19 protein-coding genes and 1 pseudogene are annotated in these 26,317 nt (G+C 75.0%); 7 read left to right on the top strand and 13 right to left on the bottom strand.

Annotated features, from left to right (window positions below; genetic code table 11):
* Nucleotides 1-125: 125 nt before the first annotated feature.
* A complete protein-coding gene (locus ACIBPC_RS12190) occupies nt 126-1,208 on the top strand; it encodes a SpoIIE family protein phosphatase (RefSeq protein WP_398843454.1) in 1,083 nt (360 codons plus the stop codon).
* A 122-nt stretch (nt 1,209-1,330) separates the two neighbouring features.
* Here the strand turns inward: ACIBPC_RS12190 and ACIBPC_RS12195 are convergent, their stop codons facing one another.
* Nucleotides 1,331-2,803, bottom strand: a complete 1,473-nt coding sequence (locus ACIBPC_RS12195) for a hypothetical protein (protein WP_362958905.1) — start codon at nt 2,801-2,803, stop codon at nt 1,331-1,333.
* Nucleotides 2,804-3,037: 234 nt separating this feature from the next.
* Between ACIBPC_RS12195 and ACIBPC_RS12200 the strand changes: the two genes are divergently transcribed.
* Nucleotides 3,038-4,135, top strand: a complete 1,098-nt coding sequence (locus tag ACIBPC_RS12200) for an aminoglycoside phosphotransferase family protein (RefSeq protein WP_362958902.1) — start codon at nt 3,038-3,040, stop codon at nt 4,133-4,135.
* Nucleotides 4,136-4,454: 319 nt separating this feature from the next.
* Nucleotides 4,455-6,194: a cation:proton antiporter gene (locus ACIBPC_RS12205; protein ID WP_398843459.1), complete on the top strand. Its 1,740-nt coding sequence runs from the start codon at nt 4,455-4,457 to the stop codon at nt 6,192-6,194.
* 10 nt (nt 6,195-6,204) lie between these two features.
* Here the strand turns inward: ACIBPC_RS12205 and ACIBPC_RS12210 are convergent, their stop codons facing one another.
* From ACIBPC_RS12210 to ACIBPC_RS12265, 12 genes are all read right to left on the bottom strand, one after another.
* Entirely contained in the window at nt 6,205-6,702 is a 498-nt protein-coding gene (locus ACIBPC_RS12210) for a hypothetical protein (RefSeq protein ID WP_362958895.1), read from the bottom strand.
* Between the two features lie 23 nt (nt 6,703-6,725).
* A complete protein-coding gene (locus ACIBPC_RS12215; protein ID WP_362958892.1) occupies nt 6,726-8,552 on the bottom strand; it encodes a serine/threonine-protein kinase in 1,827 nt (608 codons plus the stop codon).
* 218 nt (nt 8,553-8,770) lie between these two features.
* Nucleotides 8,771-9,709 carry a DUF6895 family protein gene (locus ACIBPC_RS12220; protein WP_398843462.1) on the bottom strand — a complete coding sequence of 313 codons (939 nt, stop codon included), beginning with the start codon at nt 9,707-9,709 and terminating at the stop codon, nt 8,771-8,773.
* Nucleotides 9,706-10,476, bottom strand: a complete 771-nt coding sequence (locus ACIBPC_RS12225) for a hypothetical protein (RefSeq protein ID WP_398843465.1) — start codon at nt 10,474-10,476, stop codon at nt 9,706-9,708. The genes ACIBPC_RS12220 and ACIBPC_RS12225 overlap by 4 nt, the downstream gene beginning before the upstream one ends.
* A 68-nt stretch (nt 10,477-10,544) precedes the next feature.
* Entirely contained in the window at nt 10,545-10,730 is a 186-nt protein-coding gene (locus tag ACIBPC_RS12230; RefSeq protein WP_362958883.1) for a hypothetical protein, read from the bottom strand.
* Nucleotides 10,731-11,569: 839 nt separating this feature from the next.
* Nucleotides 11,570-13,840 (bottom strand): MMPL family transporter, encoded by a 2,271-nt coding sequence (locus ACIBPC_RS12235; RefSeq protein ID WP_398843468.1) that lies wholly within the window; start codon nt 13,838-13,840, stop codon nt 11,570-11,572.
* 255 nt (nt 13,841-14,095) lie between these two features.
* Entirely contained in the window at nt 14,096-15,235 is a 1,140-nt protein-coding gene (locus ACIBPC_RS12240; protein WP_362958877.1) for an alpha/beta hydrolase, read from the bottom strand.
* A gap of 83 nt (nt 15,236-15,318) precedes the next feature.
* Nucleotides 15,319-16,368 (bottom strand): NAD-dependent epimerase/dehydratase family protein, encoded by a 1,050-nt coding sequence (locus ACIBPC_RS12245; RefSeq protein ID WP_398843470.1) that lies wholly within the window; start codon nt 16,366-16,368, stop codon nt 15,319-15,321.
* Nucleotides 16,365-18,737, bottom strand: a complete 2,373-nt coding sequence (locus tag ACIBPC_RS12250; RefSeq protein WP_398843473.1) for an MMPL family transporter — start codon at nt 18,735-18,737, stop codon at nt 16,365-16,367. The genes ACIBPC_RS12245 and ACIBPC_RS12250 overlap by 4 nt, the downstream gene beginning before the upstream one ends.
* Before the next feature lie 8 nt (nt 18,738-18,745).
* Complete coding sequence (locus ACIBPC_RS12255) at nt 18,746-20,410, bottom strand: FAD-dependent monooxygenase (RefSeq protein ID WP_398843476.1); 1,665 nt, start codon at nt 20,408-20,410, stop codon at nt 18,746-18,748.
* The gene (locus ACIBPC_RS12260; protein WP_362958865.1) at nt 20,407-21,075 is read right to left on the bottom strand and encodes an HAD family phosphatase; all 669 of its coding nucleotides are present in this window, start codon (nt 21,073-21,075) and stop codon (nt 20,407-20,409) included. The genes ACIBPC_RS12255 and ACIBPC_RS12260 overlap by 4 nt, the downstream gene beginning before the upstream one ends.
* On the bottom strand, nt 21,072-22,091 hold the full coding sequence (locus ACIBPC_RS12265) for an AfsA-related hotdog domain-containing protein (protein WP_362958862.1): 1,020 nt from the start codon (nt 22,089-22,091) through the stop codon (nt 21,072-21,074). Before ACIBPC_RS12265 ends, ACIBPC_RS12260 begins: the two co-directional genes overlap by 4 nt.
* 356 nt (nt 22,092-22,447) lie before the next feature.
* Between ACIBPC_RS12265 and ACIBPC_RS12270 the strand changes: the two genes are divergently transcribed.
* The 4 genes and pseudogenes from ACIBPC_RS12270 (at nt 22,448) to ACIBPC_RS12285 (ending at nt 26,303) form a co-directional block, all read left to right on the top strand.
* Nucleotides 22,448-23,140, top strand: a complete 693-nt coding sequence (locus ACIBPC_RS12270; protein ID WP_362959456.1) for a class I SAM-dependent methyltransferase — start codon at nt 22,448-22,450, stop codon at nt 23,138-23,140.
* A 157-nt stretch (nt 23,141-23,297) separates the two neighbouring features.
* On the top strand, nt 23,298-24,401 hold the full coding sequence (locus ACIBPC_RS12275; RefSeq protein ID WP_398843480.1) for a pyridoxal-phosphate dependent enzyme: 1,104 nt from the start codon (nt 23,298-23,300) through the stop codon (nt 24,399-24,401).
* The gene (locus tag ACIBPC_RS12280) at nt 24,398-25,636 is read left to right on the top strand and encodes an ATP-grasp domain-containing protein (RefSeq protein WP_398843482.1); all 1,239 of its coding nucleotides are present in this window, start codon (nt 24,398-24,400) and stop codon (nt 25,634-25,636) included. Before ACIBPC_RS12275 ends, ACIBPC_RS12280 begins: the two co-directional genes overlap by 4 nt.
* Nucleotides 25,637-25,687: 51 nt before the next feature.
* A pseudogene (locus ACIBPC_RS12285) lies at nt 25,688-26,303 on the top strand (LysE family translocator).
* Nucleotides 26,304-26,317: the final 14 nt, after the last annotated feature.

Genomic DNA, 26,317 nt, shown 5'->3' on the forward strand with positions numbered 1-26,317 from the left:
CGCGCGCCCTTCCGCCCCTGCCGGGCGGCGCCCCGCGCGGACGGCGGCGACGGCCGGGCACGGCGGGCACGTGAGGACCAGGGGCGCACGCGGCGCGGCGGCCCCGCGACCGGTGGGAGGCGGCGATGGGACAGCTCGACGAGGCGGGCGGGGCGCTGGAGCGGCCCAGGCCCGCGCCGGGCGGCGCGCGCACCGGCCGGGCCGAGTGGGACCTCCTCACGGACGAGGCGCGGTGGTCGCCCGGCCTCTACGCGATCTTCGGCAGGGCGCCGGACGACGGGCCGCTCACGCTGGACGAGCTGCCCTCCTGGCTGCCGGCGGAGGACCAGCCCGTCCTGACGGCGGCGGTCACGGGCTGCCTGGTGGACGGGCGGGCGATGGACTGCGAGTTCCGCGTCGTGCGGTCCGACGGGACGCTGCGCACGGTCCGCATGGCGGGCGAGCCCGTGGTGGACGCGGTGGGCGGGACCGTCGCGATGTGGGCGCGGATCGAGGACGTGGGCGGCGGGCGGCGCGCGCCGGTGCCGCCGCGCCGCGCGGTCGCGCCGGGGACGCTCGAACTGGCCGCGCGCCTCCTGCTCGGCGGGCGGGGCGGCGCCACCGGCGGCAAGTGGCACGACGTGCTGGGCCTGCCGGGCGGCGGGGTGCTGCTGAGCGTGGGCGACCTGTCGGGGAACGGGGCGGGGGCCGCCGCGGACACGGCGACGGCGCTCGGCGGCATCTGGGGTATCGCGCTGACCGGGGCGGGCCCAGGACCGCTGCTGGGGCACGTCGGCCACCTGCTCGACCGGGGCGAGCAGCCGGTGCTCGCGAGTGTCCTGTGCTGCCGGTACGTCCCGGCGGCCCGGACGCTGACCTGGGCGCAGGCCGGGCATCCGGCGCCGCTGCTGTGCCGGGACGGGCGGGGGCGCGCGCTGCCGCGTCCGGCCGGTCCGCTGCTCGGCGCCGTGTCGGACGCGCGCTACGCCGAGCGCACCGACCGGCTCGAACCGGGCGACGTACTCGTCCTGCACACGGACGGTCTCTTTTCGGCCATCCCGGGGGCGGGGGCGCCCGACCACGCGGGGGACCCGCGCCTGCGCGCGCTCGCGCCCCGGCTGTCGGCCGCCGGGTCCGCCGAGGAGGCGCTGCGGGTGATCACCGGGGCGTGCGGCGAGGCGGACCGCGAGGAGGAGGCCTGCGTCCTGGTGGCGCGCGTCGGACCCTAGGGCGTGTCCCGGTGCGCAGGGCGCTCCGGTGCCTCGCGACGCGCGGCGTCCGACGACACGACGTGGCCGTGCCGGGTGCGGGCGCCGCGCACGGCGCCCGCACCTCGTCGGAGCAGGCGCGGTCAGATCAGGCGCGTGCCGAGGGCCGAGGTGTCCGTGCGCCGGGGCGCGGGCATGGCCTGTTCCAGCTCCTCGCGCAGCTCGGCGATACGGGGCTGGCCCGCGTACCGCCCGGTCAGCCGGTACATCTCCCGCAGGCGGTCCCACGTGCGGTGCGACGAGTTCTCACCGATGCTGGCCAGCGCCAGCCGCGCCGAGCGGTCCGCCTGCTCCGGGTCGTCCGCGATCAGGCAGGCGGACGCGAGGGAGATCTGGTCGAACAGCCGGGACCGCGCCTTCGCGCCGTCGCGCAGGTCGAGCGCCCGTTTGGCGTGCCGCTCGGCGGTGCGGGCGGCGGCCGGTTCGCGCTCGGCCAGCGTCCGGTGGGCCAGGGCCTGCATGCCGTGCAGGTCCGCCTCGTCGAACATCTGCATCCAGCTCGGCGGCGGCACGTCCCCGTCGTCGGAGACGAACAGCTCCTCCGCCTCGCCCAGCCTGCGGCGCATCGCCTGCCCCTGGCCGCGCGCCGCCTCGGCCCACGCCTCGATGGTCGCGAGCATCGCGCGGGTGCGCGGCAGGGCCTCGTCGCCCATGCCGGAACGCGCCAGCTGCATCAGGTCGAGCGCGTCGTCGGGGCGGCCGAGGTGCACCATCTGCCGGGCGGCGCGGGACAGCGCCTCCCCGGCGCGCGGCCGGTCGCCGCCCTCGCGCGCGGCGTGCGCGGCGATGACGAAGTACTTCTGCGCGGTGGGTTCGAGGCCGACGTCGTGCGACATCCAGCCCGCGAGGACGGCCAGGTTGGCCGCCACGCCCCACAGCCGCCGCTGGACGGCGGCCGGGTTGTGGTAGGCGAGCATGCCGCCCACCTCGTTGAGCTGGCCGACCACCGCCTTGCGCTGCAGTCCGCCGCCGCGCGCGGCGTCCCAGGCCCGGAACACCTCGACCGAGTGCTCCAGGGCGTCGATCTCGTCGGACCCGACCGGCGCCGCCTCGTACCGGTCGAGACCGGCGGCGTCCGCGTCGTGCGGGGAACCGTGTGGGGGGGCGCCCAGGGGGGCGCCGAGCCAGTCGTACAGGGCATCGCTGAGCACTGATCCCGCGGCGAGCGCGGCGCCCGCGCCCACCATGCCGCGTCGGTTGAGCATGAGATCCATTCCCGTGAATTCGGTGAGGACCGCGGCGGTGCGACCCGGCGACCACGGGAGTCCGCGCGGGGACGGCTGGCTCCCCGCCTCTCCCGGCCGGCGCAACCCGAGGTCCTCGATGGTCACGACACGGCCGAGTCGCTCGGTGAACAGCGTCGCCAGCACCTCGGGAACGGGATCGCGGGGGATCTCCCCCATGTCGATCCACCGCCGGACGCGCGAGGTGTCCGTCGCCAGCTGGGGGCAGCCCTGGGCCGCCGCCTGCCGGTTCACGAGTCTGGCCAGCTCGCCCTTGGACCATCCGGTGAGCCGGAAGAGGTCCGCGAGGCGGGTGTTGCTTCTGCTGCTCACGTCAAGCCCCCAGGATCTCGGCTGAGTTGACAGTAGCCAACGCGCAACGCGCCCAACCGCATTCGCCAGGGTTCGCCAGGGTGCGCCACGTGGTGTGCCACCCGTAAGAGGGAGTGATGTAGACACCGCGTCACTCCGGTCCGGCACCGGCCGGCACTTCCCCAGGGGTGCCCGGCTCCGCCGGGCCGGAGGGCGCCGTGAACCTTCCGGCACACGAAGGGACCATGCCCGCTTATGTATCCGTCACCCTCACCCGTGGCCAGCCGGGTCCGGCCGCAGTCGCGCGGCACGGCAGGCGAGCCGTACGCCCCGGGCCCCGACGACCGTTCCCTCCGACACCGCCGCGCGGTACCGGGGCGGGCGGCCGGAGGGCGCCTGGACTTCTCGGGAGCGCGAGGGGAGCGGCTGCGCGACGCGCTGGCGGCCGTGCACGAGATCTGCCCGGAGTTCAGCCCCGCGCAGGTGCTGCGGGACGCGGGCCCCTCCGTCGTCCTGGCCGGTACGGCGGGGCGGCGGGCCGTGGTCGCGAAGTGCCTGCCGGAGCGCGGCGGGGCGCGGGCGGAGCGGTTCCGGCTGGAGATAGCGGCCTACCGGACGTTCGTCCGGCTGAGGCCGCCGGTGCGCGTGCCGCGGCTCATCGCGGACGACCCGCACCGCTGCACGCTGCTGACGGAGTTCGTGCCGGGCCGGGCGGCCGCGCAGCGGCGGCATCCGGTGGGCGTGCCGTCGTCGGCCGACCAGCGCGCGATGCTGCAGGCGCTCGCCCGGGTCAACTCCTGGTCGCCGCCGGAGGACGCGTTCCCCGATGCCGTGAACTACCCGGCGCAGCTCACGCGGTTCCACGCCCTGGGGCTGCTGACCGACCGTGACGTGAGCGATCTGCACGCGCTGCTGTGCGGCCTCGCCAGGCCCGGACGCGAACTGCCGCGCGAGTTCAGCCACGGCGCGGCGCGGCTGGGGAACGTCCTGCTGTCGCCGACGGGACCTGTGCTGGTCGGCTGGGACTCGGCGGGCTGGTACCTGCCGGGGTACGACCTGGCGACGCTGTGGACCGAGCTGGGCGAGGCGACGGGCACCCGGCGCCGCATCAGCCAGGTGGCGCACGCGGACGGGCGCGGCGGCAGGGACGCGTTCCTGGTGAACCTGATGCTGGTCCTCACGCGGGAGATCCGGCAGTGCGAGGAGAACGTGCAGCGCGCGATGCGGGACGCCGTGGTGGCGCCGCCCGGCGGCCTGTCGTACGGCGAGGAGCAGCGGCTGCGGCTGCGGCGGCTGCACGACGACTGGGCGCTGGCCAGGCGCGCGGTGCGCGCCGCGGTGGGGACCCGCTAGGGTCCGTCCTCCTGGTTGTGTCGGATCGGGCCGCGGTGCCTCGCAAGGCGGAGCATCGCAGCTCGTACTCGGACGTACTCTTCGCGAGGCGACAACGCGGCGAAGTGCCGTAGCCGGCAGAGCGTGCCAGGGAGATCCGGAGGACGGACCCTGGGACGCGGCGGGCCGCGGTGGGGGTGGACGGGCGCAGGTCACCGCCCGTGTCGGGGGTGGCGTGTAGGGTCGGTGCGACGCGCGCGGCGAACGCGCCGCCGCGCGCCGGGCCCAGGGGCGGTGCCGCCCGGTTCCGCCGCCCGAGGACCACGCGCCGGAAGACCGTATGGAACTGACCCTCATCGCCGTCGTCGGCGTCGTGGCGATCGTGGCCGTCGCCGCGTTCTCCGAACGGCTGGGCCTGGCCGCGCCCCTCGGCCTCGTCGTGGTGGGCATCGCGGTGAGCTTCGTGCCGGGGGTGCCGCGGCCGGAGATCGAGCCCGACTGGGTCCTGGCCGGAGCGCTCCCCCCGCTGCTGTACTCGGCGGCGGTCAACGTGCCGGCGATCGACTTCCGCCGGAACGTCAAGCCCATCAGCGGGCTGGCCGTGCTGCTGGTCGCGGTCACGACGCTGGGCGCCGGGTGGCTGTTCCACCTCCTGCTGCCCGGCGTCGGCTGGCCGGCGGCGTTCGCGCTCGGCGCGGTCGTCAGCCCGACGGACGCGGTGGCCGCCACCGCCGTCGGCAGGCGGCTGGGCCTGCCCGCCCGGCTCCTGACCGTGCTGGAGGGCGAGGGGCTGGTGAACGACGCGTCGGCGCTGGTGCTGCTGCGCTCGGCCGTGCTGGCGACCGCCGGGTCGGTGACGCTCGCGGAGGTGGCGGGGCACTTCGTCTACTCGGTGGTGCTCGCCGTCGCCGTGGGCACGGTGGTGGGCGTCGTGAACGTGCGGGTCCGGGCGCTCCTGGAGGACTCCGTCCTCAACACGGCGATCTCCTTCGTCGTCCCCTTCGTCGCCTTCGTGCCCGCCGAGGAGTTGGAGGCGTCGGGCGTGCTCGCGGTCGTGGTGGCCGGTCTGGTGACGGGCCATCGCAGCCCGGAGCGCCTCCGCGCGGTGGACCGGCTCGCCGAGGCCACGAACTGGCGCACCCTCGCGTTCCTCCTGGAGGGCGGAATCTTCCTGCTGATGGGGCTGAGCCTGCACGGCCTCCTCGACGAGGTCCACGACGAGGGCCTCGGCGTGGGGCGGGCCCTGGCCATCGGGCTGCTCGCGTCGGCGTTCGTGATCGTCGTGCGGATGGTGTTCGTCGCCCCGCTCGTCGCCGCCCTGCGCAACGACGAGCGCCGCGCCGCGCGGGCGAAGCCGCACCTCGCCCGCATGCAGGAGCGGCTGGCGGGACTCCAGGAGGAACGCCGCGTCAGCGAGAAGCGGATGCGGCGGATCGAGCAGCGGACGGCGCAGGTGGTGGCGAGGATCGACTTCATGCTGCGGGAGGCGCTGGGCTGGCGGGGCGGGGTGGTGCTCGCGTGGTCGGGGATGCGCGGCGCGATCACCGTGGCGGCGGCGCAGACGCTGCCGGAGGACACCCCGTACCGGCCGCAGTTGGTCCTGATCGCGTTCGTCGTCGCCGTCACCACGCTGCTCCTGCAGGGGCTGACGCTTCCCTGGGTCATCCGCGCCGTGCGGGTTCCCGGGGACGATCCGGAGCGGCTGCGGGAGGAGTACGCGCGGCTGCTCGGCGAACTCGGCGCGGCGGCCTCGGACGTGCTCGACGCGGCGGAGCGGCCGGCCCCTGGCGGTGCGGTGTACGACCCCGCGATCGTCTCCCGGGTGCGGTCCGACTTCGCCTTCCGCGGCCGGGGGCCCGGGCCCGTCGGCGAGGCGGACCGTGAGGCGCTGGAGACCGGGCGGGAGCAGTACGTCCGGCTGCGGCTGCGCGTCCTGGAGGCCGAACGGGCGGCGGCGCTGGCCGCCCGCGCCAAGGGGGTCTACAGCTCACGCGCCCTCAGCCAGGTGCAGCACCGGCTGGACGTGGAGGAGGCGCGTTTCCAGCAGTTCGCCGACGAGGCGGACGAGGCGGGCCGCTGAGGCGGGTCCTTCAGCGCTGGAACATCTCGGCGGGCAGCGGCTTCAGCAGCTGGTACAGCTCGTCGGTGATCGGCCGGTCCCAGCTGGCGATCGTGACGAGCACGCCGTCGCTGCGGTCGAACTGGACGCAGGACACCCGGCTCTCGCTGCACGTGATGCGCCGGACGATCAGCAGGCTGTCCTCGTGCATCACGGGCACCTCCTCGGTGCCGGTCGCCTCGACCTCCTCGTCGATCTCCAGGGCCGCGAGCAGCTGGTGGACCTCGAAGGGGACGTCGCCCTCGGAGACCTCCCGGGCGGGCGAGCCCTCCGGCAGGTTGCCGATGACCATGGCGGGGCCGCGTCCGCCGAAGAGGTCGTACCGCAGCACCACGCCCTGACAGCTGCCGTCCGGCGCGGGGAGCAGTCCCGCGCCGAGCACTCCAGGCCAGTCCCCCGGGTCCATGGCGAGCACGTCGAAGTCGGGGCCTGCGGGTGAAGCGGCGCTGCGGCGGCGGAGAAACGACATGCCGCCATGGTACGTGGGCCGCGTCACGCGCCGGGGGTCCCTCGTTCCCACAGGGCGGCCACCTGCCGGTGCAGTTCGGCGGCCTCCGCGGTGCGGCCGAGCTGCTCCAGGCACAGCGCCTCGTCGTTGCGGCTGGCGAGGGCGTCGGGGTCGCGCGGGCCGAAGATGCGCTCGCGCGCCCGGCGCACCTCGCGGTAGACGGACAGGGCCTCCTCCCAGCGGCCGAGCCAGCCGAGGGCGACGGCCATCTCGCGGCGGCTGACCAGGGTGTCGAGGTGGTCGGGGCCGAGGCTGGACGCGCGCAGGGTCCACACCTCGTGCGCCTCGGCGAGCGCCTCGTCCCAGCGGTCGAGCCGGCCGAGGCTGATGCCGTGGCCGTGCCGGGCGCGCAGGGTCTCGGGGTGGGTGGGGCCGCCCGTCCTCGCCCTGGCCGCGATCAGCGTCTCGTACAGCTGGAGCGCCTGGTCGGGGCGTCCGAGGCGGCCGAGGCAGACGGCGATCTCGTAGTGGGTGTCGAGGGTGGCGGGCGCCTCGGGGCCGAGGACGTGGGCGCGGGACCCGGCGACGTGGAGGTGGCCGGCTAGGGCCTCCTCCCAGCGGCCGAGGCGGCCGAGGGCGTGGTACGCGGCGTCGTGGGCGGCGAGGGTGGCGGGGTCCTCGGGGCCGAGTGCCTGTTCGCGCGCCCCGGCGACGGCGCGGTGCACGTCGTACGCCTCCTGCCAGCGCCCCTGCCGTCCGAGGTCGAGGGCGGCGCGGTGGTGGCTCTCCAGGAGGGCCAGGTACTCGCGGCCCTGGCCGCGCGCGGCGGCGGGGGCGGGGCGGACCAGGGTGGGCACCATGCCGGTCCACTGGCCGGTGAGTCCGGCCGAACGGTCGGGCGGGGGCAGGCGCGTGGCCCAGGAGCCGGAGGCGCGCGACCCGGCGCGCATGCCGCGGGTCCAGGCGGGGAGGCGTTCGGCCGGGCGCTGCTGGTGGGGCACCCAGGGGGCGGCGGCGGGCGGATGGGCGACGGGCCGCAGGGCCTTGGCGAGCTGGGAGGCGTCGTCGGGCCGGTCGTCGGGGTCCTTGGCGAGCAGGGTGAGGATGAACGCGTCGAGTTCGGCCGGGAGGTCGGGGCGGCGGACGCTGGGCGGTTCCGGCGGGGTGTCGCGGTGGCCGATGAGGATGGACCAGGGGTCCCCGAGGTCGAACGGCGGCGCACCAGTGGTGATCTCGTACAGCACGCAGCCGAGGGAGTAGAGGTCGCTGCGGTGGTCGACGTCCACACCGGCGATCTGCTCGGGCGACATGTAGTGCGGGGTGCCCATCGCCATGCCGACGCTGGTCAGTTTGGACGTGAGGCCCATGGTGTCGGCGAGGCGGGCGATGCCGAAGTCGCAGATCTTCACCGTGCCGTCGGTGAGCCGCATGATGTTGGCCGGTTTGAGGTCCCGGTGGACGATGCCCTGCTCGTGGGTGTAGGCGAGGGCGACGGCGACCTGTTCCGCGATGTCGGCGATGTCGGGCACGGGCAGCGGGGTGCCGTCGCGGCCGGCGAGGAGTTCGCTGAGGTTGCTGCCGTCCAGCAGTTCCATGACGAGGAAGAGCACCCCGTCGTACTCCCCGAAGTCGTGGACGACGGTGACGCCGCGGTGCTGGAGCGCGGCGGCGACGCGGGCCTCCCGCCGGAACCGTTCGCGCAGCGTGCGCAGGAACGACTCCTCCTGCCGCGGTCCCACCGGTTTCAGGCACTTGACCGCGACCTTCCGGTCGAGCGCCTCGTCCCGTGCCCTCCAGACCTCCCCCATGCCGCCACGCCCGATGAGTTCGAGCAGGTGGTACCGGCCCTGGATCAGCATGCCTTCGGCCATAGCGTGTCCATCGCCCCCCGTCAGTCGGCTGCGCCGCCCCCTCCGCCTTCCAGTATGGCCGCCGTACGGGGGACGTTCCTATGCCAATGCGCGGGAACAGCGGGAAATCGGCGGGGCGGGGGCGGGAGCCGCAAGGGCGCGCGCCGCGGGGGAAGTTCGCTCGTCCGTGTGAGCCGTCGACGGCCCGGTGTGACCCGCACGGTGTGCCGTCGCGGGCGTCAGGCGGCGGCCGGGGCGCCGCGGAAGCGGGAGGCGGCGAGCGTCCCGGCGACGGCGGCGACGACCGTCGTGTGGTGGTGCTCGCGGAACGCCTGCTCGGGGTCGTCGGGCACGGGCCGCCCGTCGCGGGGGACGATGCCGTCCTCGCGCTGGACGGCGGCCAGGACGGCCCACTCCCCCGGGTCGCAGCGCGGCTCGCTCAGGCAGGAGTCCACGATGAGGAGTTCGGCGACGAGATCCCACTCCTGGATCTCGCGCCACACGTCGATCCAGACGGGGAGCCAGGTCATCAGGTAGTCCTGGAGTTCGTCGGGCAGGCCCTCGGGCCTGGCGCCCCAGTCGGTGAGGTGGAAGACGGTGTGCGTGACGCTGTAGGCGGTCATCCAGTCGATGGCCCAGGGCTCGGGGGTGTGGCCGAGCCAGGTGGCGCGGGTGAGCGTCGGCCAGTCGAGGCCGTGGTCGACGCCCGCGGTACGGGCGGCGTTGGCGACGGCGAGACGGCGGTTGGGCATCTGCTCGGCGCCGCGCAGGGACGTCAGGCCGTGCAGGTGGGTCAGCAGGGTGTGGAGGCGCTCGTGGCGGTAACCGGCGCGTGCGAAGTGGGTGTACACCTCCAGCGGGTCGGTCATCGCCATGTAGCGCAGCTGGCGTTCGTAGAGCAGGTCGCCCTCGCCGAGCTGGGTCCAGGCGAAGGAGAGCAGTTCGCGGGCCACCGCCAGGTCGGCGGCGGAGGCGAGGCCCTCGCGCAGGACCAGCGATCCGGCGAGGGCGGATTCGCCGAGCGGCTTGTAGACGCTGTCGGGGTCGGCCAGTTCGGCGGTGGTGCCGGGCGGCAGCGCGCCGTGGTGGCGGTTGGCGTGCAGCCAGCCGAGGGCGGAGGCGGCGATCCCGTGGGCCACGGTGCGGACGGACGGCGGGCCGGGGGGCTGGTGGGTCATGCGGGTGGCCTTTCCTGGTGCTCGGCCGCGCCGTTGCCCTCGGGGCGGGGGGCGGCCGTGGCGAGGAGGAGACGCGCGACGGCGGTGTCGAGCCGGGCGCGCGTGCTGCCGCCGCCGCACAGGTCGATGTGGGTGAGGACGGCCCTGGTGTCGAGGGCGGGGACGGCGCCGCGCTGCTCGGTCAGGGCGAGCCAGCGCGCGAGGCGGGCGGCCGTCGGGTGGTCGCGGCGCAGGAGGGCGCGGGTGGTGCCGAGGGCGAGCGCGCGCGAGTGGCGCGTCGCCTCGGTCTGGAGCGCGTCGTCCGCGCCGGGCAGGGCGAGCGCCGACAGGGGCGCGAGGTGGGCGGACCAGGCGCGCCAGGGCGGGAGCCCTTGGCGGGTGTCGGGGAGCAGGCCCGGGGACGGGGACGCGTCGGTGCTGTCCGGGGTGACGGGGAGCGGGTCCCCGCCGAAGCGGAGGTGCAGCCCGGCCGTCGCGCGGTCGCGGCGCACGGTCGCGGGCGGGTCCGCCGGGCTGGGCGGGAACACGCGGAACGCCTCGGTGACGGCTTCGTTCCCGTCCGGGTCGAGGGGCGTGCCGCACAGGAGCGCGGGGGCGTAGAGATCGGGGCCGAGGACGCGGACGGCGGCGAGGTACGCCTTCGTGTCGCCGGGGGCCGCCGGGAGGACGGGACCCTGGGTGCCCGTGAGGGCACCCAGGACGCGCCCGGCCAGCGCCTCGGTCGCCAGGGAGAACTGCACCTGGGGCGAGACGTCCGGTTCCGACATCGGTGACTCACTTTCCGCCGGCGGTGCCGGGCGCGGTTTCTCGTTGGTTCACCGGCACGGGGCGCCGGTTACTTGCGGAACTCCTTCGGCTCCCGCGGGGAGAGCAGGAGGAGGAGCAGCAGCAGGCCGCTGGCCTCGGGCGAGTGGACGGGAGCACCGCTGATCTCGGTCTCCGGCGCGGCGGTCAGGGCGGTCAGCGCGGTCAGCTCGGCCTGGGTGGCGAGCGGCGCGGGAGCGGTCGTCTGGAAGGGCATGACGCCTCCAAGGGGACGTCCCGTCCTGGGACGGGATCGGCTTGCGTCCGGCGGACGGTCCCACCGGACCGGCGGCCGGGGCTCCGGGGGGACACCCGGCGCCGAGGATTACATGCCGCAGTTCATTCGACACTATGAGTGATCATGGTCTATTTCATCCATTCGAGTGAGCGCTGTCCCGACAGGTCATCGAGGCTCGTCCGCCTGGGTGATTGCCCAGCCGGGAGGGCCGGGGGTGCCGGAGGAGGCCGGAACGTCCGGCCGTCGAGGGCCTCCGACGGCGAGCATGGGGTCCCGGAGGACCCGGCGCGGGCGCCTGCACGCGGTCCATGGGGTCCGGCTGCCCACGTGGGGTGGGCGGAATGGGCGCTGTAGCGGTGATCGGCGCCCGTGGGCGGCACCGGGACTCCACGGGCCGGGCCGAGGACGAGCGGCCATGGCAGCGGGCGCGGCGCTCACGCCCCGGCGCATACGCCGCGGACGGACGGCGCCGACCGCACGGAGCCGCAGTGCGGGATGCGAGGGCCGCCCGCGGGTGGTTCCGGCGTGGAGCGGCCGAGCAGGGCGGGCGGTGGCCGCGTGGCAGGCGCCTGACCGTGGCCGAGAGGCGTGCCGCCTCTGCCGGGGCGGCCCACGTCCCCGCGTCGGCGCGGCCCGTGGTGGAGAGACGACGAGGTGCCCGGCCGTGATCCTGCCGGAAGAGGAGCCGGGTGCGATCTCGCGCAGACACGCGTACGCCGAAGACGTGCACGCCTCCCCCGCCGCCACCCGGAACCGCCGTGAGCGGCCCGGCCCGTGGGATGCGTCCCACGGGCCGAGCCGTGCCGTCGGGGGGGCGGCTACCCCTTGGTGCCCGCGAGTTCGGCGCCGCGCGCCGTGCCCGGTGGGTCGTCGGACGACGGTCCCTCGCTGATGCCGAAGCGCTCGTGCAACCGCCGCAGCGGGCCAGGTGCCCACCAGTTGGCGTCGCCCGCGAGCCGCATGAACGCGGGCACGAGCACCGTCCTGATGAGCAGCGCGTCCACCAGGACGGCCAGCGCCATGCCGACGCCCAGCTCCTTCAGGAACACGACCTGCCCGGTGACGTACGCGGCGAACGTCAGCGCCAGGATGCCGGCGGCGGCCGTGATCAGCGGCGCGCTGCGCTGGATGCCCGCCGCGACGGCGGCCGTGTTGTCGCCGGTGCGGTCGTACTCGTCCTTGATGCGGGCCATGATGAACACCTCGTAGTCCATCGACAGCCCGTATGCGATGCAGAACATCAGGATGGGGATGCTCGGCTCCATGCGCCCGGCCGGGGTGAAGTCGAGCAGTCCCGACAGGTTGCCGTCCTGGAAGATCCACACCAGTGAGCCGAACATGACGCTGAGGCTGAGGACGTTCGCGACCGTCGCCTTGGCCGGGATGAGGAGGCTGCCGGTCATCAGGAAGATGATCACGAAGGTGACCACCAGGATGATGCCGACGACCAGCGGCAGCCGGTCGAAGAGGTCGGCGCGGAAGTCCGTCATGGCGGCGGGGAAGCCGCCGACCGCCACCTCGTACGGCGGGGACAGGGCGCGGACGTCCTCCACCAGGTCGGACAGGTCGGCGTCCAGGGCGGCGCGGTCGGCGGTGACGACGAGCCGCAGACTGTCGTCGGCCGTGTACCGCTCGGCCTCGCCGAAGGGTTCGGCGACGCGGGAGCCCTCCTGGTAGGCGCCGGTGTACGTGTCCACCTGGAAGACGCCGGGCACCTCGGACAGCGCGAGGGCGTAGTCCTCGGTCTCGCCGGTCCGTTCCGCCGGGGCTCCGACGCCGGGGGCGACGATCTGGAGCGCGTCGCTCTCCTCGGTGGGGAAGTTCTCCCGGATCTCCTCCTGGGTGACGCGGGCGCTGGCGTCGGCGGGCAGTACGCGCTCGTCGGGCAGGCCGAAGCGTGCGCCGAGGAACGGGGAGCCGAGGGCCAGCAGCACGGCCAGGACGGGCAGGCCGTAGAGGAGCGGCTTGCGCATGACGCGCAGGGCGATCCGGTACCAGCGGCCCGCCGTGACGTCGGCCGCGGCGGCCGGTGCGTCCTTGCGCTCCACGCGGCGGCCGACGACGGCCAGCGCCGCGGGCAGCAGCACGACGGCGCCGAACGCGGCGGTCGCCACGACGGCGATGCCCGCGTACGCGAACGACTGGAGGAACGGGAACGGGAACGCGAACAGCGCCGCCAGCGACGCCGCGACGGTCACGCCGCTGAACAGCACCGTGCGCCCGGCGGTCTCGACCGTCCGCACGACGGCCGCGTGCCGGTCGCGGCCCGCGATCCGTTCCTCGCGGTAGCGCGCGATGACGAACAGGCTGTAGTCGATGCCGAGTCCGAGCCCCAGGACGAGCGCGAGGTTCGCCGCGAACGTGGACACCTCGGTGAACGCCGTGACGCCCCGCAGGACGGCGAGCGTCGCGAGCACGGAGAACAGGCCGACGGCGAGCGTCAGTCCGGCCGCCGACCAGCGCCGGTAGGCCCAGACGAGCAGCACGAGGACGACCGGGATGATGACGGCCTCCGCGCGCAGGAAGTCCTCGCGCGAGGTGTCGCTGACCTGCCGGAAGATTTCGTCCTGGCCGCCCGCCTGGACGGTGACGGCCGGGTTGTCGCCGCTGTCGGCGTCCCCGGTGGCCAGCTCCTCGGTGACGTCGGCGAGTCCTTCGCGGACCTCGGTCGCGTCCCCGGCGAGCCAGGCGACGACGAGGGCCTGCGTGCGGTCCTCGCTGACGAGCGTCGGGCTGTTGTCGCGGGCCCAGTACGAGTCGACCGAGGTGACCAGCGGCTGGGCGGCGAGTTCGGACGCGACGCGCTGCCCCTCGGCGGCGACGGCGGGATCGTCCACGGTGCCGCTCGTGGCGGTCACGAGCAGCAGGTAGTTGGGGCTGCCGTCCTCGAACTCGTCGCGCAGGATCTCCTCCGCGCGGTCGGACTCGGAGCCTGGTGCCTCGAAGCGCGACAGCGACAGGACGCTCTGCGCGCCCGCGCCTAAGACCGCCGCGATGAGGAAGACGACCGCTCCGGCGATGAGCACGGCACGCCGTCGCCGCGTGGTGAGGGTGCCCAGCCGCCGCAGCAGAGGCGGTGATGCAGACATGAGACGGGACTCCTATGTGTCTGACCGTTGTGGGGGTCGATGGTGGGGGTGACGGGTCACGACACGGGGAAAGCCGGGACATGGTGCGGTGGTGCGAGCGGGGGTGGTGCGGGTGGTGCGAGCGGACGGGGCCGCGCCGGGACCGGTCGCTGACCGGCCCCGGCGGGGGTCTGGCGGTGTGCACGGGCTGGTAAGACGGACGGGTGGGGACCGGCCGGGGACGGGGAGTGGGCGGGGGCGGGCGATCGCCTTCGATCAGCCGCCCTGCCGGTCCAGCCAGTCGGCGAGGGTGTCGTGCACCAGGGGTGCCTGGCGGGCGAGGCCCATGTAGTGCCCGGCCTCGGGGATCTCGACCAGCTCGGTGGACTCGGCGCCGGTGAACAGCGCCGCGTGCTCCTCGCCGCCCTCGACACGGGCGTCCTCCTCGCCGTAGAGGAAGAGCACCGGCACGGTGATCTCGGGGATCTGCTGGACGTCCATCAGCACGCCGCCCAGCTGCGAGACCATGTCGCCGCACGGGTGCGCGTTCTGGTGCGGCACGGCCAGTTCGAGGATCTCGGGTTCGGTGTCGTTGAAGTTGCCGGTGGCGAACTCCTCCGATCCGAGGTCGTAGTAACTGTAGCCGTCCTCGCCGCCCTGGAGGCACGACTGGAGCGACGTGAAGAAGCGCGCGTTCGCCTGCGGGGTGAGGCCGAGGTCGGTCCAGTCCATGATGACCAGCCCGTCGACGTCCTGGAACGAGTACGCGGCGATCTGGACGACCTGGCCGCCGTTCGACTGACCGGCCAGGAAGATCCTGTCGAAGGCGTACGTCTCGCCGCCCTCGATGTCGTAACTCCCGTCGCGCAGCTGCTCGGTGATCTGGTGCGCCATGTCGGCCTGGCCGCCAATGCAGGAGCCGAGGCCGTCGGGCCGGTCGCTGGAGTCGTAGCCGAGCCGGTCGATGGTGAGCGAGGCGTGGCCGCGCCTGGCCAGCTCCTCGGCGTGGTGGTAGCCCTCGGCGTCGAGCCGCCAGTACCACTCGCCGGCGGCGATGCCGTGCTCGTAGAGCGTGATGGCGGTCTCCTCGCCCGCGGCGGCCTGGTCGAGCAGGGCGCGCGGGGCGGTCAGGTGGCCGCGGACCGTGTACGTCTCGCCGTCCACCGCGCAGGCCGCGAGGGTGCGGTTCTGGTTGACGACGGTGAAGGAGACCGGCAGGTCCACGATGTCCTCGGCCTCCAGGCGCGCCGCGGTGTCGGCGGCCGCCTGCTCCGCGTCGGCCTCGGCGGCGGCCCGTACGGCGGCCGGGTCGGCCGCCTCCTCCGTCTCGGAGCCGGCGGCGACGGCCCAGTACGCGGGGGTGAGCGCGAGCAGCGTGGCCGCCGCGCCCAGGACGACGGTTCTGGTGCTGGGCATGGGTCAGGACCTCCTGGGGGCGCGCGGCGCTCCGTGGCCGTGCGGGTGCTGGGTGCGGGTCGTGGGCGGGGGTGGGTGCGGGGTCATGCGCCGCTCCCCGCGGGGGCGAGCAGCCCCGTGGCGCGGTAGTACGCGGCCTCGTCGGCGAAGGTCTCCGCCAGGGGCCGGAAGGTGACGCCCAGTTCGTTCTGCACACGGGCCGAGCTGATACGGGTGCGGTTGCCGTCGAGGAGGACGCGGACGCCCTCGCGGGTGGCGACGGGTTCGCGGCGGCGGAGCTTGGCCGAGGTCTCCAGCAGGGTCGCGAACGTGAGGGCGGCCGCCGCCGGGATCTCCCGGGGCGCGGACACGCCGACCGCGTCCGCGACGCCCTGGGTGGTGGCGGAGAGCCGCTGCCAGCGTCCGGCGACGATGTAGCGGCGCAGGCTCTGGCCGCTCTCGGCGGCGCGGACGCACGCGTCGGCGACGTCGCGGGCGTCCACGACGTGGTTGCCCGCGCGCGGCACGGCGCGCAGGGCGCCCTTGGCGACGGAGAGGAAGAGGCGCCCCGCCGACGTCGGCCCCGAGTCCCCCGGGCCCCACATCCAGCCGGGCAGGACGAGCGGGACGCGCAGGTCCCTGCCCCCCTCGCCGAGGAACTCCGTGATGGCGCGCTCGGCGCGCACCTTGCTGGCGCGGTAGGCGTTGCGCTCCCAGTCGGGCGGGGGCGGCGCGGACTCGTCGGCCGGTGTCTCGGGGGTGCCGGGCGCCAGGGTGTTGATGGAGCTGGTCTGGACGACGACCGGCACCGAGTTGTCCACGGCGGCGCGCAGCAGGTCCGTGACGGCGTCGACGTTGGTGCGGAACAGCAGCGGCAGGTCGGCGCCGGGCTGGTAGTACTCGCGGAAGTACGCGGCGGTGTGGATGACCGCGTCCGCGCCGGCGAGCGCGTGGCGGTAGCTGGCCGGGTCGGTGATGTCGCCCGCGGCGACGGTCAGCCCTTCGCCCTCGGGCAGGAGGCGGCGCGCCTTGTCCGGGTCGCGGACGAGGGCGACGACCTCGCTGCCGCCGGCGAGCAGCCGGCCGACGACCGCGGTGCCGAGCAGCCCGGTCGCCCCGGTGACGACGACGCGGCGCAGGACGGGTCCGGTCACGAGGTCTCCTCCAGTACGGGCTCGGGCTTGCGCGGCGTCTCGACTGGGGCCGGCGCCGGTGCCGGCCCGGCGTCGAGCGGCTCCTCGCGCAGGCCGAAGCGCTGCTGGAAGCGGCGCAGCGGCGCGGGGGCCCACCAGGTGGCGCGTCCGCCGAGCCGCATGACGGCCGGGACGAGCAGGCCGCGGACGACGGTGGAGTCCACGATGACGGCGAGCGCCACGCCGAGGCCGAGCATCTTGGTGTTGGTGATGCGCGAGGTGCCGATGGCGACGAGGACGACCGCCAGGATGAGGGCGGCCGCGGTGATGACACCGCCGGTGCGATGGACGCCGGAGATGATGGCCTGCCGGGAGTCGCCGGTCCTGCGGTACTCCTCGGTGACGCGGGAGAGGAGGAAGACGCCGTAGTCCATCGACAGGCCGAACGCGACGCAGAACATCAGCACCGGCAGGGTGACCTCGATGGTGCCGGTGGCCGTGAAGCCGAGGAAGCCGGAGAGGTTGCCGTCCTGGAAGACCCAGACGACGGCGCCGAACATCGCGGTGAGGCTGAGCGCGTTCAGCACCACCGACATGACCGGGATCAGGAGGCTGCCGGTGAGCAGGAACATCAGGATCAGCGAGGCGCCGACGATGATCAGGGCCGCCCAGGGCAGCCGGGAGGAGATGGCCTCCTTGCTGTCCTCCAGGACCGCCGCGTCGCCGCCGACGAGGGTGCCGAAGTCGCGGTAGTCGGCCTGGGCGCTGATGTCGCGGACGCCGCGCACCAGTTCGCCGGCCTCCGCCGAGCTGACCTCAAGGCCCGAGTCGGGGACGACGGAGATGTGGCTGCTGCCGTCGAGGGCGCGCATGTTGTGCGCCGGGGTGACGGACACGGTCTGCTCGCCGTCCTCGTACGTGCCGACCGGGGTGTCCACGTAGGAGACGTGGGGCAGTTGCGAGAGCGCGAGGGCGTAGCCGTCCAGGGCGTCGGCGACGGCGTCGTCCTCCGGGTCGGCGGTGCGCGCGACGACTTCGACGGTCGCGGTGGCGCTGCTGTCGAAGTCGGAGCGGATGATGTCCTGCGCCACCCTGGCCTCGGAGCCCTGGGGGAGCTGGCGGTCGTCGGTGGTGCCGAACTCGACGTTCAGGAAGGGCAGTCCGACGACGACGAGGATGACCGTGGTGCCGATGGCGAACAGCGGGGCGCGGCCCACCGAGGCGTTCGCCAGGCGCCGCCACAGCGTCCCCTCCGCCGCCGCCCCGGTCTTGCGCCGCCGGATGCGCAGGGCGTCCACGCGGTGTCCGAGGAGGACGAGCAGGGCCGGGAGGATGGTGAGCGCGGCGGTGGCTGCGAGGACGACGACGCTGATGCCCGCATAGGCGAACGACCGCAGGAAGTACAGCGGGAAGACGAGCATCGCGGACAGGGACACGGCGACGGTGAGCGCGGAGAACAGGACGGCGCGTCCCGCGGTGCGCACGGTGATGGACACCGCCTCGACCGGGTCGTGCCCTGCGGCCAGCTCCTCGCGGTAGCGGCGGACGATCAGCAGCGCGTAGTCGATGGCGAGGCCGAGGCCGAGTGCCGTCGTGAGGTTCTGCGCGAAGACCGAGACGTCGGTGAACTCGGTGACGACGCGCAGCGCCGCGTTCGTCCCCAGGATGGCGACGATGCCGACGCCGAGCGGCAGCAGGGCCGCGACGACGCCGCCGAACACCAGGATGAGGATGAGGAGGGTGATCGGCAGGGCGATCAGCTCGGCGGTGAGGAGGTCCTCCTCGATGGTGGTCTGGACCTCTTCGAGGACGGCGACCCGGCCGCCGACGCGCACCTCGATGTGCTCGGCGCCCTCGGGCGTGCCGCTGTAGCCGGGGGCGATGCGGGCGAACGTGTTCTGCTGGTCGTCCTCCGCGCCGTCGATGTGGGCGAGGATCATCGCGTACCGGCCGTCGTCCGAGCGCAGCTGGTCGGCGCCGGTCTGCCAGTACGACAGGACGCCGGACAGGTCGGGCTCGAACGCGAGCCGGTTGCTCAGCTCGATGGCCTCGGCGGCGACCTCGGAGTCGTCCACGCCCGCGCCGTCGAGCGCCTCGACGAGCAGCACGAAGTTCGGCTCGCTGGTGGGGAAGTCGGCCTCCAGGGCGTCGGCGGCGCGCGCCGACTCGGAGGAGAGGTCCTCGGTGCCGCCGTTGAGCAGCCGGTCGGCGACCCCGCCGCCGACGAGGACGGCGTCCACGAGGAACAGCGCCGCGAAGAACAGCACGAACTTCGGCCAGCGCGGGCGTGGCGGGCCCTCCGCGCGCCGGGCGCGCGCGGCGGCCCGGCGTTCGCGGCGTGAGGTGCCCGGCGCGGCCGGGCTCTCGGGGGTGACGGTCGGGCTTGGCATGGTGGGCATCACCGCTGTCCGGGCAGGTCGCCGGACGGGGCCGGGGCGAGGACGGGAAGGTGGGCGAGGAGTTCGGCGACGCGGCCGGGGCCGTCCAGCGGGACGCGGGCCCCGACGGTGCCGTCCGGCCGGACGTAGACCGCCTGCGGGGTGCGGGCGGTGGTCCCGGCGGGTGTGGACGCCAGGTCGTAGGCGGGGGCGTTGCCCGCCGTGGGGGTGTCGGTGGGGCCGGTGCGGACGAGCAGGACGTCCGACAGCTCGGGGTGGGTGGCGCGCCTGGCCTCCTCGGCGGCGCGGGCCGCCTGCGTCGCGGGGCGGCCGTCGTCCAGGACGACGACGGCGTGCTTCCCGGCGGCGAGGTAGGTGTGCAGGGTGGCGGCCTTGGTGCCGTGGACGGGCGTCAGCGGCAGGTCGGGGACGCGGCGCCCGGCCCGTACGCCGTCGGCCGGGGCGGACGACTGCTGGACCGCCGGGCTCGCCGAGTGGTCCAGGTCCACCTGGGCCAGCTCGGGGATGATGCGGCGCTCCAGGGCGCCGCTCTTGGACAGGCGGCGCAGCAGGGTGTCGCGCAGGCGGCGGACGAGGGGGTTGCGCACCAGCCACAGCTTCGTCTGGCGGTCGGCGTTGCGGACCGCGCGGACGGCGGCGGGGCGGCGTTCCTCCTGGTAGCTGTCGAGCGGGGCGGTGCTGTCCGAGCGGATGGCGGCGGCGAGCTTCCAGCCGATGTCGTAGCCGTCCTGCACGCCGGTGTTGAGGCCCTGGCCGCCCGCCGGGCTGTGGACGTGCGCGGCGTCGCCCGCGAGGAAGACGCGGCCGGAGCGGAACGCGGCGGCCACCTTCGTGTGGACCTGGAAGCGGCTGCTCCACCAGACCTCGGAGATCCGCCACCTGCCGGGGCCGCGCGCGTCCAGCAGCTGCTGCAGCTCGGGCTTCTCGGGGCGGTCGGAGCGGGTCCCGGCGGGCTGGTCGAAGAAGACGCGGTGCCCGCCCTCGGGCAGCGACACGACGACGAGGACGCCCTCGGGCGTGAGGTGGTACTGCGCCTCGCGGTCGGGCAGTTCGGCGCCGCCCGCCGGGTCGAGGACGACGTCGCCCAGCAGGAAGTCCCGCGGGTAGGTGGCGCCTTCGAAGTCGACGCCGAGCGTGCCGCGCACGGTGCTGTGCATGCCGTCGGCGGCGATGAGCCAGCTCGCCGTGGTCGCGCTCTCCTGGCCGTCGGCGTCGCGCAGCAGCGCGGTGACGGTGTCGGCCTCCTGGGTGACGGAGGACACCTCGGTGTTCCAGCTGACGGCGCCGCCGAGCTGGGTGAGGCGGGCGTACAGCAGTTCCTCGGTCACCGGCTGGGGCACGCACAGCGGGCCGGGGAAGCGGGTGTTGGACAGGCCGCCGAAGCGCACGCCCGCGACCTTGCGGCCCCGCGACCAGTACGACGCGCCCGCGAGCGGCAGGGCGCGTTCGGCCAGCGGGGTGGCGACTTCGAGGCGGTCGAGGACTTCGAGGGCGCCGCTCCACAGCACCAGGGCCTTGGGGGCGGTGGCCGGGCCGCGGCGGCGGTCCACCACGTGCACGGGCACGCCGTGGCGCAGCAGCGCGCAGGCGGCGGTGAGGCCGGTGGGGCCCGCACCGACGATCAGGACGGTGTGGTCCGCGTGGTTCGCGTGGTCCGCGCTCATGCCCCGACTCCTTCAGCGGTCTGGTCATAGTCGAGTTCCAGGAGGCCGCCGACGTCCTTGACGGCTTGGCCTGTGGTGCTGAACAGCACGGCGTGCATGCCGAGTTCGCGCGCGGCGGTGAGGTTCTCCTCGGTGTCGTCGAGGAAGACGCACTCCTCGGCGTCCGCGCCGAGGCGGGCGAGGAGGCGGTGGTAGATCTCCGCGTCGGGCTTGCGGACGCCCTCCTCCGACGAGTCCACGACGACGTCGAACAGCTCGTCCACCGGCAGGGTGGCGCGCCAGCGGGCGGACCACTCGCGGACGTTGTTGGTCAGCAGCGCGACCCGGAAGCCCGCCGCGCGGACGGCGCGCAGGAAGTCGACCAGCTCCTCGTTCGCGTGCCTGCCGAGGAACCACAGCTCGCCGAACGGGCGGCCGCCCAGGATGTCCCCGGTGCCGGGCGGCATCTCGGCGGTGATCCGGCCGACCATCTCGGCCTCGGTGATCGCCCCCGTCTCCAGGTCGGCCATGGGCGTGGCACCGTGCCGTTCGGTGGCCGCCATGAACGCGGTGACGATGGTCTCCAGCGGTATCCCGACCCGGGAGGCGAAGAGCTGGTACGTCTCCCCCAGCGGATTGGTCAGGACACCGCCGTAGTCCACGACAAGGGTGGTGATGCGCTTCACGCCCACTGGGCCACCTCCACGGTGACGTCGCTGCAGAGGCTCCCGCTCTGCTCGGTACGGACGGCGACGGGCACGGCGAGGAGGCCGAGATCCGTCGCGTGCCGGACGCCGTCGACCCGGGCCAGCACGCTGGTCCCGAGGTCGAGTTCGGCGAATTCGGTGAACACGGCCTCCAGGCCGGTCACCACGAGGTTCTCCGGTGCCAGCCCGTGCAGCCTGGCCACCGAGGCCACCGCGACCTGCCGGGCGGCCTCCAGCTGGAGGTTGCCGGGCACGTGGTCGAGCTGGTGGTCGAACAGGTGCGGGTGCGCCGTGTCCACGACGACGCGGGCGAGCGCGTTCCCCGCCGTGTCCACGGCCGGTTCGGTGACGACGACGTTGCGCGGGTCGCGGCGGCCGATGGTCTCGGGCGCGGCGGGCGCCAGGCGGCTGACGAGCGTCGAGCCGGGGTCGGCGGCCCGGACGCGTTCCCTGCCCTTGGTGCGCAGCAGGTCGAACGCGCGGCGGCTCACGAACATCAGGGCGCCGGACGCCTCCAGCGCGACCGTGTCGTCCACGGTGAACACGCCGTCGAACTCGAAGCCGAGGACGCGCCCGGCGCGGTTGCGCTCCGGCCGCACGGTCAGGCCCACGACGACGTTCGCGGGCCGGCTGCCGATGCGCAGCGCCTCCAGCGAACGGACGCGGTAGCTCATCGACTTGAAGATGAACGCGCTGTCGATCGCCACGCCGAGGTGCTGGTGCGCGACGAGCACGCCCGCCTGCCGCAGCACCTCCACGATGAGCAGGAAGTCGTACGCCGCCGGGTTCTCCCCGATGACGTGGCCGCGCGGCAGCTGGGCGGCCACGTCGAAGACCGCCTCGGCGCCGTCGGGCGTGTTGGCCGCGGACGCGAGGGAGTCGGTGATGAAGACCTCAGCCACGGACGCCCGGTGCACCAGCGCACGCGGAACGGTCGCGTCGAACCGGAGTCGGTCGCGGGGCGTGGATGAGGGGAGTTCCATGGGCAGGGTCATGCCGTGCTCTCCTTCCGGGTCCGCTGGGGCGAGCCCCCCGGGTGCCCTGCGGAGGATCTTGGCGCCCGGCGCTGACCGTTGGCTGGAAGGATCGCTGAAGCCGCGCTGAAGGCGGCGGGGGCGGGGGAACGCGGGTCCGGCGGGCCGCTCGCGCGCCCCCCGCCGTTCGTCTCCCGGTGGTGCGGCGGCCTCCGGCCGCTCTCCTCCTTGCTGCCCGCCGCGCCGGGAACTCATGCGCCCCGCCGGGCGACCACTGAGACGTGACGGCGGACGGACGGGAGGCCGGTGTGACGGACGGGACGGCGGACGGCAGGTGGTACGAGGACGAGGCGCTGTGGGCGGACTTCGCGCCCGTGATGTTCTCGCCCGAGCGCGGCACCTCGGTCGCCGCGCTGGTCAGGGACGCGGCGCTGCTCGACTTCCCGCCCGGGTCGCGCGTCCTCGACCTGGCCTGCGGCCCCGGCCTGTTCCTGGTGCCGCTGGCGGAGCGGGGGTACGAGGTGACGGGCGTCGACCTCAGCCCCGGCATGCTGGCGCGCGCCCGCCGGGCCTGCGACGCGGCGGGCGTGCGCGTGACGCTGGAGCGCGCCGACATGCTGGGCTACGTGGCGCCCGGCGCGTACGACGTGGTCCTCAACGTCTTCACGTCCTTCGGGTACTTCGACGACCCGGCCGCCAACGCCCGTGTGCTGCGCAACGCCTGGGAGAGCCTGGCCCCCGGCGGGCGGCTGCTCGTGGACGTGATGGGCAAGGAGGTCCTGGCCGGCTGGATCGGGCGCCCGCAGGCGGTGGACCTGCCCGGCGGCGCGTACGTCGTGCAGCGCGACACCGTGCTGGACAGCTGGCGGCGGCTGCGGACCGACTGGACGCTGGTGCGCGGCGAGGTGGCCCGTACGGCGTCGATCCACTCGTTCCTCTACAGCGCGGCGGAGCTGCACGACCTGTTCGTGGCGGCCGGGTTCGCGGACGTCGCCTGCCACGGGGACTTCGACGGCGGGCCGTACGACCAGACGTCGCGGCGCCTCGTCGTGGTCGGCAGGAAGCCGTGACGGCCCCCGGCCCGCGCGGCCCTCCCCCGCCCGGCGGCGCCCACCCCGTACGACGGCACATCCCGGCTCGCCACCCGCACGCCCAGGAGGTCCGGTACGTCATGCTCCTCTCCCCCAGCCCACCCGCCCGGCACGGCGCCCCCGAGGGAGCCGCGCCGTGACCGCCGCACCCACCCCCACCCCCCTGTCGCCACCGGCCGCCGGACCCGCCGCCGCACCCGTCCACGAGCACATCACCGACGCGATCAAGGCACCCGCGCTGGTCCGCCTCGACGGCGACACGGTCCTCGCCCGCTTCGAGACGATGAAGGTCTACGCGGCCCTCGGCGCCGTCCGCACCCTGCTGCGCCGCGGCCGGATTCGCCCCGGGCAGACGCTGATCGACAGCTCCAGCGGCATCTACGCCCTGGCGCTCGCGATGGCCTGCCACCGCTACGGCCTGCGCTGCCACATCGTCGCCTCCACGACCGTGGACTCCGTGATGCGCGCCCAGCTTGAGGTGCTCGGCGCGACCGTGGACCAGATGCCGCCGTCCAGCAGCCTGCGGCTCGACCAGGAACGGCGGGTGCGCCACGTGCGGCGGCTGCTGGCCGGGCGGCCCGACATGTACTGGATGCGGCAATACCACGACCCCGTGCACCAGGCGGGCTACGGCGAGTTCGCCGCGCTCGTGGACGCCGCGCTGCCCGGGGAGCGGCTGACGGTCGTCGGCGCGGTCGGCACCGGCGCGTCCACGGGCGGGCTGACGCGGGCGCTGCGCGCGACGGGCCGCGCGGTGCGGCTGGTGGGCGTGCAGCCGTTCGGCAGCGTGACGTTCGGCAGCGAGCGGTTCAGCGACCCGGAGGCGATCATCGCCGGGATCGGCAGCTCCATCCCGTTCGGGAACGTGCGGCACGCGCTGTACGACACGGTGCACTGGCTCGACTTCCGGCACGCCATGGCGGGCACGGTCGGGCTGCTGCGCGACCACGCGGTCTTCGCCGGCCTGTCCACCGGCGCCGCCTACCTGGCGGGCGGGTACGAGGCGGCGCGACGGCCGGGCAGCGGCCCGTACCTGCTGCTCGGCCCGGACACCGGGCACCGGTACGCGGAGCGCGTCTTCGCCCGCCACCGGGAGGCCGCCGACCCGGCGGAGCTGCGGCCGCTGCGCATCGGGACGCCGGGCGACCTGCGCCCGCCGTGGTCGGTGCTGGAGTGGGCCGGGCGCCAGGCGCCGCCGGGCGCCGTCCACACGGAGGACACGGAAGGGGAACCGGCGTGACGATCGCCGCGCTCGAAGCACTGTCGTTCGGCCTGGGCCGCACCGCCGCGGCGGCGGAGCGGGCCGGGCACCGGTTCGTCCTGCTGACGGGCGACCGCTCCGTCTACCGGCACGAGCTGGCGGAGCTGCCGCCCGGGGCGCTGACCGTCGTGGACACCGACACGTCCGACGAGGGCGCCGTCCGCGCCGCCCTGGCCGCGCTGCCGGACCTCGCCGGGCTGGTCAACACCACGGACACGTGGAGCGTCCCGGCCGCCGACATCGCCGCGTCGCTCGGCCTGCCGGGTCCCGATCCGAAGGCCGTGCGCGTGCTGCGCGACAAGGCGCGGGTACGGGAGCTGTTGCACCGTGCGGGCCTCAGTCCGGGGGGCGCGCTGCCCGTGGCCCCTGGCCCGGGGAGCGCGGCGGAGGTGCTGCGGGAGGTGGGTCTTCCCGCGGTGCTGAAGGACTCGGCGGGCACGTCGTCGCGGGATGTGTGGATCGTCCACGACGAGGACGCGCTGCGGGCCGCGCTGGCGGAGGCGGCCGGGCGGCGGCTGGCGGGGCGTCTGTTCGCCGAGAGGTTCCTCGCCGGGCCGCTCTACAGCGCGGAGACGCTCACCTGGGCGGGGACGACGCGGCTGCTCGGCGTCCTGAGCCGCCAGACGTCGCGGCGGCCCGCCGTGCGCGAGGAGGCCGCCGCGTTCCCGGTGGCGCTGCCGCCCGGACGGTCGGAGCGGCTCGCGGAGTGGGTCGGCCGCGTGCTGGCGGCGGCGGGGCACGACGGCGGGTTCGCGCACGTGGAGTTCATCCTGACGGCGGACGGACCCGAACTGGTCGAGATCAACCGGCGGATCGGCGGCGCGCTGGTCGGCGAGGCGCTGTGCCGTTCGCTCGGGACCGACGTGTACGACGCGCTGGTCGACACGGTCCTCGGCCGCCGTCCCGCGCTCCTGGACGCGGACCTGGCGCACAGCGGCCGGGCCTGCGGCATGGTGCTCGTGTACGCGGACCGGCCGGGGACGCTGACCGGCTGGCAGGGGCTCGACGGGCTCGGGGCGTTCCCTGGCGCGGTGGGCTGGTACCCGACGCGCGCGCCGGGCGACACGATGGCGCACGTCGGGGACCAGCGGGGCTGCACGGGCATCGTGCTGGCGGAGGCGGAGACGGCCGAGCTGGCGCTGCACCGGGCGTGGAGCGCCGCGGTGACGGTCCGTCCGGTGCTGCGGGACGACACCGCGCGGCCGGGGTCGTAGGCCGAAGGTCCGGCTGTTCACGGCGTGCCGGTCGGCGTGAGGATCGTGGCCGTGATCGATCCCCAGCGCGTCGCCGCCTTCTGTGCCGTGTCCTTCCTGCTCTCCGTGGTCCCCGGGCCCGGGGTGCTGTTCGTCGTCGGCCGGGCGCCGGCCCACGGACGGCGGGTGGCGCTGGCGTCCGTGCTGGGCAACGCGCTCGGCGGCTACACCCTGGCCGTGGCCGTGGCGCTGGGCGTCGGCAGCGCGGTGGAACGGTCCGCCCTCCTGTTCGCGGTGGTCAGGCTGACCGGGGCCGGGTGTCTCGTCGTCCTCGGTGTCCTGGCGCTGTGGGCCGCCCGGCGGGCGGCCGGAGCCGTCGCCGGGGCATCCGGTGCGGGCCGGGTTCCTGGTCGGGGTGGGCAATCCGAAGAGCATCGTCTTCCTGACCTCCGTGCTGCCCCAGTTCGTCGACCCGGAGGCGGGGCACGCCGTCGCCCAGATGCTCGTCCTCGGCCTGGCGGGTGCCCTGCTGGCCCTGGCCACCGACGCCGCCTGGGGGCTGGCGGCCTCCGCCGCCCGCGCGTGGTTCGGCCGCTCGCCCCGGCGGATCGCGCTGATGGGCGGGACGGGCGGCCTCGCGATGGTGGGTCTCGGGGTGTCCGTCGCCGCCACCAGGCGCGCGGACTGATCCCCGTCAGCCGC

Origin of the sequence: Streptomyces sp. NPDC049879 (assembly GCF_044461265.1) — a bacterium.
Lineage (GTDB): Bacteria > Actinomycetota > Actinomycetes > Streptomycetales > Streptomycetaceae > Streptomyces.

Bases quoted from the DNA above. Each gene is read 5' to 3' on its own strand.
- ACIBPC_RS12225 (WP_398843465.1), bottom strand. From the start codon at position 10,476: ATGTCGGAACCGGACGTCTCGCCCCAGGTGCAGTTCTCCCTGGCGACC.
- ACIBPC_RS12200 (WP_362958902.1), top strand. From the start codon at position 3,038: ATGTATCCGTCACCCTCACCCGTGGCCAGCCGGGTCCGGCCGCAGTCG.
- ACIBPC_RS12190 (WP_398843454.1), top strand. From the start codon at position 126: ATGGGACAGCTCGACGAGGCGGGCGGGGCGCTGGAGCGGCCCAGGCCC.
- ACIBPC_RS12250 (WP_398843473.1), bottom strand. From the start codon at position 18,737: ATGCCAAGCCCGACCGTCACCCCCGAGAGCCCGGCCGCGCCGGGCACC.
- ACIBPC_RS12230 (WP_362958883.1), bottom strand. From the start codon at position 10,730: ATGCCCTTCCAGACGACCGCTCCCGCGCCGCTCGCCACCCAGGCCGAG.
- ACIBPC_RS12235 (WP_398843468.1), bottom strand. From the start codon at position 13,840: ATGTCTGCATCACCGCCTCTGCTGCGGCGGCTGGGCACCCTCACCACG.
- ACIBPC_RS12240 (WP_362958877.1), bottom strand. From the start codon at position 15,235: ATGCCCAGCACCAGAACCGTCGTCCTGGGCGCGGCGGCCACGCTGCTC.
- ACIBPC_RS12255 (WP_398843476.1), bottom strand. From the start codon at position 20,410: ATGAGCGCGGACCACGCGAACCACGCGGACCACACCGTCCTGATCGTC.
- ACIBPC_RS12270 (WP_362959456.1), top strand. From the start codon at position 22,448: ATGTTCTCGCCCGAGCGCGGCACCTCGGTCGCCGCGCTGGTCAGGGAC.
- ACIBPC_RS12265 (WP_362958862.1), bottom strand. From the start codon at position 22,091: ATGACCCTGCCCATGGAACTCCCCTCATCCACGCCCCGCGACCGACTC.
- ACIBPC_RS12205 (WP_398843459.1), top strand. From the start codon at position 4,455: ATGGAACTGACCCTCATCGCCGTCGTCGGCGTCGTGGCGATCGTGGCC.
- ACIBPC_RS12210 (WP_362958895.1), bottom strand. From the start codon at position 6,702: ATGTCGTTTCTCCGCCGCCGCAGCGCCGCTTCACCCGCAGGCCCCGAC.
- ACIBPC_RS12215 (WP_362958892.1), bottom strand. From the start codon at position 8,552: ATGGCCGAAGGCATGCTGATCCAGGGCCGGTACCACCTGCTCGAACTC.
- ACIBPC_RS12220 (WP_398843462.1), bottom strand. From the start codon at position 9,709: ATGACCCACCAGCCCCCCGGCCCGCCGTCCGTCCGCACCGTGGCCCAC.